The sequence below is a fragment of the Streptomyces sp. NRRL B-24572 genome (genome assembly GCF_002156145.1).
Classification (GTDB): Bacteria; Actinomycetota; Actinomycetes; order Streptomycetales; family Streptomycetaceae; genus Streptomyces; species Streptomyces vietnamensis.
This window is the reverse complement of the sequence record NZ_MWIG01000238.1, coordinates 1-12,282: the sequence shown is the minus strand read 5'-3', so window position 1 is coordinate 12,282 and position 12,282 is coordinate 1. Positions and strand designations below refer to the sequence as shown.

The following is a 12,282-nucleotide window of genomic DNA, read 5'->3' as shown; positions in this document are numbered from 1 at the left end:
ACCACCTTCACCGCGCGGGGGCGCCGGCCACACCAGGCTCCCCGCGCGGTGTCACATCCGTCGAAAGTCTCGGAGGACAATGCGGTGAACGAACTGCCGCAGCAGCTGGTCAACGGCCTGCTACTGGGATCCATGTACGGGCTCGTCGCCGTCGGCTACACGATGGTCTACGGCATCGTCCAGCTCATCAACTTCGCCCATGGCGAGATCTTCATGACCGGCGGCTTCGGGGCGCTCACGGTCTGGCTCATCCTGCCCGGCGGCACGAGCCTGTGGGTCGCCCTGCCCCTCATGATCATCGGTGCCGTGCTGGTCGCGACCACCATAGCCGTGGGGGCGGAACGGTTCGCCTACCGTCCGCTCCGTGGCGGCCCCCGTCTCGCCCCCCTCATCACGGCCATCGGTCTCTCCCTCGCCCTGCAGCAGGCCGTCTGGGCCTGGTACCCCGAGGCGAAGTCCGCCCGGACCTTCCCGCAGATCCCCGGCGGCCCGATCGAGCTCGGCCCGGTCACCATCCAGACCGGTGACGTCTTCCTCCTGATCGCCGCCCCCATCTGCATGGGCTTCCTCGCCTTCTTCGTCATGCGCACCCGCACCGGTCGCGGCATGCAGGCCACGGCGCAGGACCCGGACACCGCGAAGCTCATGGGCGTCAACACCGACCGGATCATCACGATCGCGTTCGCGCTCGGCGCCGCGTTCGCCGCGGTCGGCGCCGTCGCCTACGGCCTCAAGTACGGCGTCGTCGACTACAAGATGGGCTTCCTCCTCGGTCTCAAGGCCTTCACCGCCGCGGTCCTCGGCGGCATCGGCAACATCTACGGAGCCATGATCGGCGGTGTCGTCCTCGGCATCGCGGAGACCTTGGCGACGGCCTACATCGCCCACATCCCCGGCATGCAGCAGCTCGGCGGCCAGTCCTGGGCCGATGTCTGGGCCTTCGTACTCCTCATCGTCGTACTCCTCGCCCGGCCACAAGGCCTGCTCGGCGAGCGCGTCGCGGACAGGGCGTGAGCACCATGACCACCATCTCCGAGAACCCCACGGCACCCGCGGCCGGGCCCGCGCCGGCCGAGGCGACCGGTCTCATCGGCTTCGTCCCGGTCCACATCGCCCGCGCCCTCACCCTGGGCGGCGGCGTCCTCACCGTCGCCAGCTGCTTCCTCGCCTGGACCTGGACCGCCCGCTTCCCAGGTGACCTCACCTTCTACGGCAACCCCGGCGGCCTCCAGCTCCAGGTCCTGGTCACGGGCCTGCTGACCACCCTCTTCGCCCTCTCCTCGTACGGCGTGAAGGGCACCCGCTGGCTGACCCCGGCCGGCGCCGACGCGGCCGTCAAGCTCGCGGCGCTCGCCGCCTTCGCCACCGCCTGGTACACGGTCGCCGCCATCAGCGTCACGCTCGGTGGTCCGATCAACCTCGAGCCGGGCGGCGCGGTCGTCGCGCTCGCCACCCTGCTCGCCCTGCTCGGCGCCCTCTCCCTCCCCTACGAGCGGCCGAAGACGCTGCCCGTGGACCCCGAGGACACCGGCTGGGACCAGTTCAAGCACCGTGCCGGCAACGGCTGGACCAACTTCAAGGGCGCCTTCGCCACCACCGGTCCCGTGCGCAAGCTGCCGGCCATGAACTCCGCCGTCGAGATCCTGATCATCGCGGGCGTCCTCGCCGTCGCGCTCGGCGTCTTCACCTACGGCGTCGGCACGGAGTACGACGAGCTGTTCATCGGCTTCCTGATCACGGCCGGTCTCGGCTTCGCCGCGGTCAACAAGGCGGGCCTCATGGCCCAGGCCACGCAGCTCACCGGAAAGCACCAGAACCTGTCCATCGCGGGCGCGTTCATCGCCGCGGCGCTCTTCCCCTTCACCCAGACCGACGACCAGTACGCGACGCTCGGCGTCTACATCCTGATCTTCGCCACGGTCGCCCTGGGCCTGAACATCGTCGTCGGCCTCGCCGGTCTCCTCGACCTCGGTTACGTCGCCTTCCTCGGCGTCGGCGCCTACGCGGCCGCCCTCGTCTCGGGCGCCCCGACCTCCCCGTTCGGCGTGCACTTCCCCTTCTGGGCCGCCGTCCTGGTCGGCGCGGGAGCCTCCCTGGTCTTCGGTGTCCTCATCGGCGCCCCGACCCTGCGCCTGCGCGGCGACTACCTCGCCATCGTCACGCTCGGTTTCGGTGAGATCTTCCGCATCACGGTGATGAACACCGACGGCACCTCCGGTCCCGACATCACCAACGGCTCCAACGGCATCTCGTCCATCCCGAACCTCGACATGCTCGGGTTCGACTTCGGCGCCGAGCACTCGATCGCCGGCTTCACCATCGGCCGCTTCGCGAACTACTTCTTCCTGATGCTGCTGATCATGGCGGTCGTCGTGCTGGTCTTCCGGCGCAGCGGCGACTCCCGCATCGGCCGCGCCTGGGTCGCCATCCGCGAGGACGAGACCGCCGCGCTCGCCATGGGCATCAACGGCTTCCGGGTCAAGCTCATCGCCTTCGCGCTCGGCGCCTCGCTCGCCGGCCTCGCCGGCACCGTGCAGGCCCACGTCACCTACACGGTGACCCCGGAGCAGTACCTCTTCGCCGGTCCCATCCCGCCCAACTCCGCCTTCCTGCTCGCGGCCGTCGTCCTCGGCGGCATGGGCACCATGAGCGGTCCCCTGGTCGGCGCGTCCCTGCTCTTCCTCATCCCGAACAAGCTCCAGTTCATGGGCAGCTACCAGCTCTTCGCCTTCGGCGTCGCGCTGATCCTGCTCATGCGCTTCCGCCCGGAGGGCATGATCGCCAACCGGCGCAACCAGCTGGAGTTCCACGAGAACGACGAGACGCCCGCCACGCCCGTCAAGGCAGGTGCCTGAACCATGACGACCACCACCACCAACGAGGCCGGGGCCACCACCGAGCCGGCCGCCCGCGAGACCGTCCTCGACGCGCGCGGGGTCACCATGCGGTTCGGCGGCCTCACCGCCGTGCGCGATGTGAACCTCACCGTGAACGCCGGCGAGATCGTCGGTCTCATCGGCCCCAACGGCGCCGGAAAGACCACCTTCTTCAACTGCCTCACCGGTCTCTACGTCCCCACCGAGGGCGAAGTCCGGTACAAGGGCACGGTCCTGCCGCCCACGTCCTTCAAGGTCACCGACGCGGGCATCGCCCGGACGTTCCAGAACATCCGGCTCTTCCACAACATGACCGTCCTGGAGAACGTCCTCGTCGGACGCCACACCCGGATGAAGCAGGGCCTCTGGTCCGCGCTGCTCCGCCTGCCGGGCTTCAAGAAGGCCGAGGCCGAGGCCGCCGAGCGGGCCATGGAGCTCCTGGAGTTCATCGGTCTCCAGGACAAGGCGCAGCACCTCGCCAAGAACCTCCCGTACGGAGAGCAGCGCAAGCTGGAGATCGCCCGCGCCCTCGCGAGCGACCCCGGTCTGATCCTGCTCGACGAGCCCACCGCCGGCATGAACCCGCAGGAGACGCGGGCGGCGGAGGAACTCATCTTCAAGATCCGGGACATGGGCATCGCCGTGCTCGTCATCGAGCACGACATGCGGTTCATCTTCAACCTCTGCGACCGGGTCGCCGTGCTCGTCCAGGGCCAGAAGCTGATCGAGGGCGACAGCGCGACCGTCCAGGGCGACGAGCGGGTCATCGCCGCCTACCTGGGCGAGCCGGTCGCGGAGGAGACGGGCCCCGCACAGACGCCGGCTCCGGCGGACGAGGAGGCCTCCGAGACCGAAGAGGCCGACGAGGCCCCCGAGGCTGACGAGGTCCCCGAGGCCGAAGAGGTCCCCGAAGCCGAAGAGGTCCCCGAGGCCGACGACGCCGACGAGACCGAAGAGGCCCCGGCCGAAGAGACCGACGAGGCCGACGACGCCCCCTCGGACGAGGCCCCGGCCGCCGAAGGCACCGACGAGGAGCCCTCGGAGGACACCCCGCACGACCCTGCTTCGGGCAAGGAGAACGACGCATGACCGCACTGCTCGAAGTCGAGGACCTGCGCGTCGCCTACGGAAAGATCGAGGCCGTCAAGGGCATCTCCTTCTCCGTCGACGCCGGTGAGGTCGTCACCCTCATCGGCACCAACGGCGCCGGGAAGACCACCACCCTGCGGACCCTCTCCGGGCTCCTCAAGCCGGTCGGCGGCCAGATCAAGTTCGAGGGCAAGTCCCTCCGCAAGATCCCCGCGCACAAGATCGTCTCGCTGGGTCTGGCCCACTCCCCCGAGGGCCGGCACATCTTCCCCCGGATGACGATCGAGGAGAACCTGCTCCTCGGCGCCTTCCTCCGGAAGGACAGCGCCGGCATCGCCAAGGACGTCCAGCGCGCCTACGACCTCTTCCCGATCCTGGGCGAGCGTCGCAAGCAGGCGGCCGGCACGCTCTCCGGCGGTGAGCAGCAGATGCTCGCCATGGGCAGGGCGCTGATGTCCCAGCCGAAGCTGCTCATGCTCGACGAGCCCTCCATGGGCCTCTCGCCGATCATGATGCAGAAGATCATGGCGACGATCGCCGAGCTGAAGGCCCAGGGCACCACGATCCTGCTCGTCGAGCAGAACGCCCAGGCCGCGCTCGCCCTGGCGGACCACGGTCACGTCATGGAGATCGGCAAGATCGTGCTCTCCGGCACGGGGCAGGACCTGCTCCACGACGAGTCCGTCCGCAAGGCGTACCTCGGCGAGGACTGAGCCCCACAGACGGAAGGCCCGCCCCACAGCGACGTGGGGCGGGCCTTCTCGCGTATCGGAAAGGGCTACTGCCCCTTGGCCGCCTTCTTCTCCTCGGCGTCCTCGATGACGGCCTCGGCGACCTGCTGCATCGACATGCGACGGTCCATGGAGGTCTTCTGGATCCAGCGGAACGCGGCCGGCTCCGTCAGGCCGTACTGGGTCTGCAGGATCGACTTGGCGCGGTCGACGAGCTTGCGGGTCTCCAGGCGCTGGGAGAGGTCGGCGACCTCCTTCTCCAGGGCGCGGAGCTCGGCGAAGCGGGAGACGGCCATCTCGATGGCGGGCACCACGTCGCTCTTGCTGAACGGCTTCACCAGGTACGCCATGGCGCCGGCGTCCCGGGCCCGCTCGACGAGCTCGCGCTGCGAGAAGGCGGTCAGCATGAGGACCGGGGCGATGGACTCGCCGGCGATCTTCTCGGCGGCCGAGATGCCGTCGAGGACGGGCATCTTCACGTCGAGGATGACGAGGTCGGGGCGGTGCTCGCGGGCGAGCTCGACGGCCTTCTGGCCGTCCCCGGCCTCGCCGACGACCGTGTAGCCCTCTTCCTCCAGCATCTCTTTGAGGTCGAGGCGGATGAGGGCCTCGTCCTCGGCGATGACGACGCGGGTCGTCAGCGGCGGGACGTGCGACGGCTCGGCGTCGTCGGCGGGCTGGGGCGACTCGGGGGCGGTCACGCGGGCTCCTCGTTCCATGGCCTCGTTCCGAGGCGGATACAGCTCCCCATGAGCCTACCTACCTCCTGTAAGGTAGGGACACGGCGGGTGATCACCGACCTTCGTTTCGAAGGATGCCCCGGTAGCCCAGCGGAAGAGGCAGTGGTCTCAAACACCATACAGCGTGGGTTCGAATCCCACCCGGGGCACTTTACCTTCGATTCCAAGGACTGAGACCTTGGGCTCTAGGCGAGTGGTTCTCCGATGTGATGGACACGGACCAGGTTCGTGGAGCCCGCGACGCCGGGCGGGGAGCCCGCCGTGATGACCACGATGTCGCCCGGCCTGCAGCGGCCGATCCTCAGCAGTTCCTCGTCGACCTGGGCCACCATCGCGTCCGTGGAGTCCACCTGCGGGCCGAGGAAGGTCTCGACGCCCCAGGTGAGGTTGAGCTGGGAACGGGTCGCCGGGTCCGGGGTGAAGGCGAGCAGCGGGATCGGCGAGCGGTAGCGGGAGAGCCGCTTGACGGTGTCGCCGGACTGGGTGAAGGCCACGAGGAACTTGGCGCCCAGGAAGTCGCCCATCTCGGCGGCCGCGCGGGCCACGGCGCCGCCCTGGGTGCGGGGCTTGTTCCGCTCGGTGAGGGGCGGGAGGCCCTTGGCGAGGACGTCCTCCTCCGCGGCCTCGACGATCCGGCTCATGGTGCGGACCGTCTCGATCGGGTGGCGGCCGACGCTGGTCTCGCCGGAGAGCATCACGGCGTCGGTGCCGTCGATGACCGCGTTCGCCACGTCGCTCGCCTCGGCACGCGTGGGGCGGGAGTTGTCGATCATCGAGTCGAGCATCTGGGTGGCGACGATGACCGGCTTGGCGTTGCGCTTGGCCAGCTTCACCGCGCGCTTCTGGACGATCGGCACCTGCTCCAGGGGCATTTCGACGCCCAGGTCGCCGCGGGCGACCATGATGCCGTCGAAGGCCGCGACGATCTCCTCGATGTTCTCGACGGCCTGCGGCTTCTCGATCTTGGCGATGACGGGGAGCCGGCGGCCCTCCTCGTCCATGATCCGGTGCACGTCGTCGATGTCCCGGGCGCTGCGGACGAAGGAGAGGGCGACGACGTCGGCGCCGATGCGCAGCGCCCAGCGCAGGTCCTCGATGTCCTTCTCGGAGAGGGCGGGGACGGAGACGGCGACACCGGGCAGGTTGAGGCCCTTGTGGTCGGAGACCATGCCGCCCTCGATCACGCGGGTGTGCACGCGCGGGCCGTCGACGGAGGTGACCTCCAGGGTGACGCGGCCGTCGTCGACGAGGATGCGCTCGCCCGCGGTCACGTCCCCGGCGAGGCCGGAGTAGGTCGTCCCGCAGCCGTGGCGGTCGCCCTCCATCGGCTCGACGGTGATGGTGAACTCGTCGCCGCGTTCAAGGAGTACGGGACCCTCGCGGAAGCGGCCGAGGCGGATCTTCGGGCCTTGAAGGTCGGCGAGGACGCCGACGCTGCGGCCGGTCTCGTCGGCGGCCTCGCGCACGTGCTGGTAGCGCTTCTCGTGGTCGGCATAGCTGCCGTGGCTGAGGTTGAAGCGGGCCACGTCCATTCCGGCCTCGATCAACGCCTTGATCTGGTCGTATGTTTCGGTGGCGGGCCCAAGGGTACAAACGATTTTCGCTCGGCGCATGAGGCGAGCCTAGGGCTTACCAGTGGGTAGCGAAGGCGCCCGCCATGACAAGCCAACAACCTTTCCGTGAAAGGTTGTTGACAAGTCTTGAATCTGTGCGGCGGCTTGCTCCGATGAGCGGGTTACGGGCCGAAAAGCCGTTCGTCTCAGAGTGCGGGCGGCGCCATCGTGAACCGCGCCGCGACCTCCGCGGTGACCGTCTGCCGCTGGGGCTCCAGGTCCAGCGGAGCGGGTGCCTCCACCGTCTCGGCGGCGAAGGCCATGCGCATCCCGCCGGCCGGAGCCGGCGCACCCGGGGCGAGCCCGGTGTCGGAGAGTTCGAGCAGGGCCACCAGGGAGGTGCCGAGCGCCTCCGCGTACTCGCGCGCCCGGCGCACCGCGTCCCGCACGGCCTGCCGGCGCGCCTCCGCGTGCGCCGGGGAGTCCGGGCGCAGTGACCACCAGGGGCCGTCGACCCGGGTCCACTCCAGGTCGGCGAGGCGCGTGACGAGCTCGCCGAGGGCGGTGAAATCGGTCAGCTCGGCCGACAGGTGCACCCAGCCCCGGTAGTCCCGCACCCGCTCGCCGCGGCCGTGCCGGGCGGGCTCCGGCGTGACGGACAGGGCGCCCGTCTCAAGGGCGGCGACGGCCTCTCCGTACGACTTCACCAGGGCGATCGCCTCGGCGTTGCGGCTCGTCAGCGCGGTGAGCACCGAGGCCCGGTCGGTGCCCCTGGCGCGTACCGACACGCCGATCCGGGCCAGTTCCGGCTCCACCTCCAGACGGCCCTCGCCGCGGACCGTCACCTGGGGCGCCTCGGGGGTGGGGTGCGGGTGTGTCATACCGAACACTTTCCCACTCCGTAACCCGAAGGGTCTGTTGCGACAGTGCGTTCCAGGCCAGAATCTACGCGCGTTGTGCGCCATGGCAGGCGCCGAATCAATGGGGAGAACACACATGCCGCTGAACCGCCGGGCCTTCCTGGAGAGCTCCGCCGCCGTCGGAGCCGGAGTCGCTCTCACCGCCGGGGTCGCCGCCCCCGCCGAGGCCCACGAAGCCCGCCCCCGGCCGGCCAAGCGGTACTCGTTCACCGTGATGGGCACCACCGACCTGCACGGCAACGTCTTCAACTGGGACTACTTCACGGACAAGGAGTTCGACGACAAGGCCCACAACGACGTCGGCCTCGCCAAGATCTCCACCCTGGTGAACCAGGTGCGCGCCGAGAAGGGCGAGGGGAACACGCTCCTCATCGACGCCGGCGACACCATCCAGGGCACCCAGCTGTCCTACTACTACGCCAAGGTCGACCCGATCACCCAGACCGGCGGCCCCGTCCACCCGATGGCCCAGGCCATGAACGCCATCGGCTACGACGCCGCCGCGCTCGGCAACCACGAGTTCAACTACGGCATCCCGGTGCTGCGGAAGTTCGAGGAGCAGTGCGACTTCCCGCTGCTCGGCGCCAACGCGCTCGACGCCAAGACCCTGCGCCCGGCCTTCGCCCCGTACAGCATGCACTGCCTGCGCACCCCGCACGGCAAGGACGTCAAGGTCGCGGTCCTCGGCCTGACCAACCCGGGCATCGCCATCTGGGACAAGGCGAACGTCACCGGCAAGATGGTCTTCCCCGGTCTGGAGGAGCAGGCCGCGAAGTGGGTGCCGAAGCTGCGCTCGATGGGCGCCGACGTCGTGGTCGTCTCGGCGCACTCCGGTTCCTCCGGCACCTCCTCGTACGGCGACCAGCTCCCGTACATCGAGAACGCCGCCGGGCTCGTCGCCGAGCAGGTGCCGGGCATCGACGCGATCCTCGTCGGGCACGCCCACACCGAGATCCCCGAGTACCGGGTGAAGAACAAGGAGACCGGCAAGGACGTCGTCCTGTCCGAGCCGCTGAAGTGGGGCCAGCGCCTCACCCTCTTCTCCTTCGACCTGGTGTGGGAGAAGGGCCGCTGGGTGGTCGAGAAGGCCGGCGCGCAGGTCCTCAACTCCAACACCGTCGCCGAGGACCCGGAGATCACCGGGCTGCTCGTCGACGAGCACAAGAAGGTCGTGGAGTACGTCAACCAGGTCATCGGCACCTCCACGGCGGCCATGACCACGGCCGACGCGCCGTGGAAGGACGAGCCGATCATCGACCTGATCAACGTCGTCCAGGCGGAGACGGTGAAGGCGGCCCTCGCGGGCGGCCAGTACGCCGGTCTGCCGGTGCTCTCGCAGGCCTCCTGCTTCTCGCGGACCGCCCGGATCCCCGCCGGCCAGGTGAGCATCAAGGACGCCGCCGGTCTCTACGTCTTCGAGAACACCCTGGAGGCCCGCCTGATGACGGGCGCCCAGATCAAGGACTACCTGGAGTACTCGGCGAGGTACTACGTCCAGACCCCGTCGGGCGCGCCCGTCGACACCGCGAAGCTCACCAACGCGGACAACACCCCGGACTACAACTACGACGCGGTGTACGGGGTGACGTACGAGATCGACATCGCCAAGCCGGCCGGGCAGCGGATCGCGAACCTGTCCTTCCAGGGCAAGCCGATCGACCCGGCGGCGCAGTTCGTCCTCGCCGTCAACAACTACCGGGCGTCCGGCGGCGGCGCGTTCCCGCACGTGGCCAAGGCCCAGCAGCTGTGGGCCAACTCGGACGAGATCCGCAACACCATCATCCAGTGGGTGAAGGCCAAGGGGACGATCGACCCGGGCACCTTCGCGTCGGTGGACTGGAAGCTGACCCGGGACGGCGTGCCGGTCTTCTAGCTCCTACTGCTGTACGAGAGGCGTCAGCTTCTGGCTCTGGGCCGGGATGCTCGGCGCCTCTCGCGTCTCCAGGCCGAAGCTGGTGAAGGCGGTGCGGCGCGGCAGCGGGTACGACTCCTTGCCGGTGACCGCGTTGAGGATGGTCGCGCTGCGCCAGGCCGCGAGACCCAGGTCCGGGGCGCCGACGCCATGGGTGTGGCGCTCGGCGTTCTGGACGTACACGGAGCCGGTGACGGAGGGGTCGAGGACCAGGCGGTAGCGCTCGTCGACCCGTGGGCGCCCGGAGGAGTCGTGCCGCAGGTACGGGTCGAGTCCGGCGAGCATCCGGTCCACCGGGCGCTCCCGGTAGCCGGTCGCGAGGACGACGGCGTCGGTGGTGAGCCGGGAGCGGGTGGACTGCTGCACGTGCTCCAGGTGCAGTTCGACCTGGGTGGTGGCGACCCGCCCGGCGGTGCGGACCCGGACGCCGGGGGTGAGGACGGCGTCGGGCCAGCCGCCGTGCAGGGTGCGGCGGTAGAGCTCGTCGTGGATGGCGGCGATCGTCTCCGCGTCGATGCCCTTGTGCAACTGCCACTGGCGGGGCATGAGTTCGCCGCGCACGGGCTCGGGCAGGGCGTGGAAGTAGCGGGTGTAGTCGGGGGTGAAGTGCTCCAGGCCCAGCTTGGAGTACTCCATCGGGGCGAAGGCCTCGGTGCGGGCCAGCCAGTGGATGCGCTCGGCTCCGGCGGGGCGGGCCCGGAGCAGGTCGAGGAAGACCTCGGCGCCGGACTGGCCGGAGCCGATGACCGTGACGTGCCCGGCGCGCAGCAGCGTCTCGCGGTGGGTCAGATAGTCGGCGGAGTGGAACACCGGGACGCCGGGGGCGTCGGCGAGCGGGCGGAGCGGCTCGGGGACGTACGGCTCGGTGCCGACGCCCAGGACGACGTTCCGGGTGTAGGCGCGGCCCAGGGCCTCGGCCTCCCCGTCCGGGTCGATCTGGGTGAAGTCGACCTCGAAGAGGCGCCGTTCGGGGTTCCAGCGGACCGAGTCGACCTGGTGGCCGAAGTGGAGTCCGGGGAGCCGCTCGCTGACCCAGCGGCAGTAGGCGTCGTACTCGGCGCGCTGGATGTGGAACTTCTCGGCGAAGTAGAAGGGGAAGAGGCGCTCGCGGCTCTTCAGGTAGTTGAGGAAGGTCCAGGGGCTGGCCGGGTCCGCGAGGGTCACCAGGTCGGCGAGGAAGGGAACTTGGAGGGTGGCGCCCTCGATGAGCAGTCCCGGGTGCCAGTGGAAGGCGGGCCGCTGCTCGTAGAAGGTGGCGGCGAGGCCGCCGGGGACGCCGTGCGCGAGGGCGGCGAGCGAGAGGTTGAAGGGGCCGATGCCGACGCCCACCAGGTCGTGGGGTTGGTCGAGGTCCTGCTGGGGGGTGCTGCCGGTCATCGGTGCGTGCTGCCTTCCACGAGGGTGAGGATCTCTGCCAGGTCTGCGGGGGTGGTGCGGGGGTTGAGCAGGGTGGCCTTCAGCCAGAGGCGGCCGTCGGCCTTCGCCCGGCCGAGGACGGCACGGCCCTCGGCGAGGAGGGTGCGGCGGATCGCGGCCACGGTCTCGTCCTCGGCGCCGGTGGGGCGGAAGAGGACGGTGGTGAGGGTGGGGCGGGCGCGGAGGTCGAGCCCCGGGGCCTTCTCCACCAGATCGGCGAAGTCCTGCGCGAGCTCCATGCACGTGTCGACGAGCGCGCCGAGGCCGGTGCGGCCGAGGGCCCGGAGGGTGACGGCTGTCTTGAGGACGTCGGGGCGGCGGGTGGTGCGCAGGGAACGTCCGAGGAGGTCGGGCAGGCCCGCCTCGGTGTCGTCGTCGGCGTTGAGGTAGTCGGCGGTGTGGCCGAGGACGGCCAGGTCGGCGGCGTCGCGTACGGCGAGGAGTCCCGCGGCGGCCGGCTGCCAGCCGAGTTTGTGCAGGTCGACGGTGACGGTACGGGCCCGGTCGAGGCCGTCGAGGAGACGGCGGTGGGTACGGCTGAAGAGGACGGGGCCGCCGTACGCGGCATCGACGTGCAGCTCGGCACCGGCGGCCGCGCAGACGTCGGCGATCTCGGGGAGCGGGTCGATGAGGCCCTCGTCGGTGGTGCCGGCGGTGGCGGCGACGAGGGCGGGCCCGTCCTGGTCCAGGGCTTCCGCCAGGGCCGCCGGATCCATCGTGCCGTGCGGGGCGGGCACGACGACCGGCTCGGGCAGACCGAGGAGCCAGGCGGCGCGGCGGAAGGAGTGGTGGGCGTCGGCCCCGACGACGGTCCTCAGTCCTGCGCCGTGGCGCTCCCGGGCGAGGAGCAGGGCGAGCTGGTTGGACTCGGTGCCGCCGGTGGTGACGAGCGCGTCGGGGGTTCTCGCGTCGGGGAAGACCTCGGCGGCGAGGGCCGCCGTGACCTCCGCCTCCAGGGCGGAGGCCGCGGGCGCCTGGTCCCAGGAGTCCATCGACGGGTTCAGCGCGGACGCGGCCAGATCGGCGGCCGCGTCCGCGCTGAACC

The 12,282-nt window shown here is 70.3% G+C and carries 10 protein-coding genes and 1 tRNA gene; 6 read left to right on the top strand and 5 right to left on the bottom strand.

All coding sequences use genetic code 11. From position 1 onward, the window contains the following. Positions 1-84 precede the first annotated feature (84 nt). From CCN56_RS14880 to CCN56_RS14865, 4 genes are read left to right on the top strand one after another with little or no spacing between them, the layout of a single operon-like run. Complete coding sequence (locus tag CCN56_RS14880; protein WP_041128702.1) at positions 85-1,014, top strand: branched-chain amino acid ABC transporter permease; 930 nt, start codon at positions 85-87, stop codon at positions 1,012-1,014. A 5-nt stretch (positions 1,015-1,019) separates the two neighbouring features. After that, positions 1,020-2,855 carry a branched-chain amino acid ABC transporter permease gene (locus tag CCN56_RS14875; protein WP_086827188.1) on the top strand — a complete coding sequence of 612 codons (1,836 nt, stop codon included), beginning with the start codon at positions 1,020-1,022 and terminating at the stop codon, positions 2,853-2,855. 3 nt (positions 2,856-2,858) lie between these two features. Continuing rightward, positions 2,859-3,965, top strand: coding sequence for an ATP-binding cassette domain-containing protein (locus tag CCN56_RS14870; protein ID WP_086827185.1), 1,107 nt, complete (start codon positions 2,859-2,861; stop codon positions 3,963-3,965). Further along, positions 3,962-4,678, top strand: a complete 717-nt coding sequence (locus CCN56_RS14865; protein ID WP_086827183.1) for an ABC transporter ATP-binding protein — start codon at positions 3,962-3,964, stop codon at positions 4,676-4,678. Before CCN56_RS14870 ends, CCN56_RS14865 begins: the two co-directional genes overlap by 4 nt. 65 nt (positions 4,679-4,743) lie before the next feature. On the opposite strand, the gene CCN56_RS14860 is transcribed toward CCN56_RS14865, so the two are convergent. After that, a complete protein-coding gene (locus CCN56_RS14860) occupies positions 4,744-5,397 on the bottom strand; it encodes an ANTAR domain-containing response regulator (RefSeq protein ID WP_086827181.1) in 654 nt (217 codons plus the stop codon). A 115-nt stretch (positions 5,398-5,512) separates the two neighbouring features. On the opposite strand from CCN56_RS14860, the gene CCN56_RS14855 reads away from it, so the two are divergent. Then, positions 5,513-5,585 (top strand) — tRNA-Leu (locus tag CCN56_RS14855). Positions 5,586-5,621: 36 nt separating this feature from the next. Here CCN56_RS14855 and pyk read toward each other — a convergent pair. Then, a complete protein-coding gene (gene pyk, locus CCN56_RS14850) occupies positions 5,622-7,049 on the bottom strand; it encodes a pyruvate kinase (RefSeq protein WP_086827179.1) in 1,428 nt (475 codons plus the stop codon). Positions 7,050-7,195: 146 nt separating this feature from the next. Continuing rightward, positions 7,196-7,870, bottom strand: coding sequence for an SIMPL domain-containing protein (locus tag CCN56_RS14845; protein ID WP_086827177.1), 675 nt, complete (start codon positions 7,868-7,870; stop codon positions 7,196-7,198). Between the two features lie 115 nt (positions 7,871-7,985). On the opposite strand from CCN56_RS14845, the gene CCN56_RS14840 reads away from it, so the two are divergent. After that, positions 7,986-9,782 carry a bifunctional UDP-sugar hydrolase/5'-nucleotidase gene (locus CCN56_RS14840; protein ID WP_086827175.1) on the top strand — a complete coding sequence of 599 codons (1,797 nt, stop codon included), beginning with the start codon at positions 7,986-7,988 and terminating at the stop codon, positions 9,780-9,782. 3 nt (positions 9,783-9,785) lie between these two features. Here the strand turns inward: CCN56_RS14840 and CCN56_RS14835 are convergent, their stop codons facing one another. Beyond that, a complete protein-coding gene (locus CCN56_RS14835; RefSeq protein WP_086827173.1) occupies positions 9,786-11,198 on the bottom strand; it encodes a lysine N(6)-hydroxylase/L-ornithine N(5)-oxygenase family protein in 1,413 nt (470 codons plus the stop codon). Continuing rightward, positions 11,195-12,282: aminotransferase class V-fold PLP-dependent enzyme (locus CCN56_RS14830; RefSeq protein WP_107484155.1), on the bottom strand; the 1,088-nt coding region annotated here is incomplete at its 5' end. The genes CCN56_RS14830 and CCN56_RS14835, both read right to left, overlap by 4 nt.

What these genes read in the sequence shown, in the direction of transcription:
- CCN56_RS14845 (WP_086827177.1), bottom strand. Translation starts at nt 7,870, where the DNA reads ATGACACACCCGCACCCCACCCCCGAGGCGCCCCAGGTGACGGTCCGC.
- CCN56_RS14835 (WP_086827173.1), bottom strand. Translation starts at nt 11,198, where the DNA reads ATGACCGGCAGCACCCCCCAGCAGGACCTCGACCAACCCCACGACCTG.
- CCN56_RS14875 (WP_086827188.1), top strand. Translation starts at nt 1,020, where the DNA reads ATGACCACCATCTCCGAGAACCCCACGGCACCCGCGGCCGGGCCCGCG.
- CCN56_RS14865 (WP_086827183.1), top strand. Translation starts at nt 3,962, where the DNA reads ATGACCGCACTGCTCGAAGTCGAGGACCTGCGCGTCGCCTACGGAAAG.
- CCN56_RS14870 (WP_086827185.1), top strand. Translation starts at nt 2,859, where the DNA reads ATGACGACCACCACCACCAACGAGGCCGGGGCCACCACCGAGCCGGCC.
- CCN56_RS14840 (WP_086827175.1), top strand. Translation starts at nt 7,986, where the DNA reads ATGCCGCTGAACCGCCGGGCCTTCCTGGAGAGCTCCGCCGCCGTCGGA.
- pyk (WP_086827179.1), bottom strand. Translation starts at nt 7,049, where the DNA reads ATGCGCCGAGCGAAAATCGTTTGTACCCTTGGGCCCGCCACCGAAACA.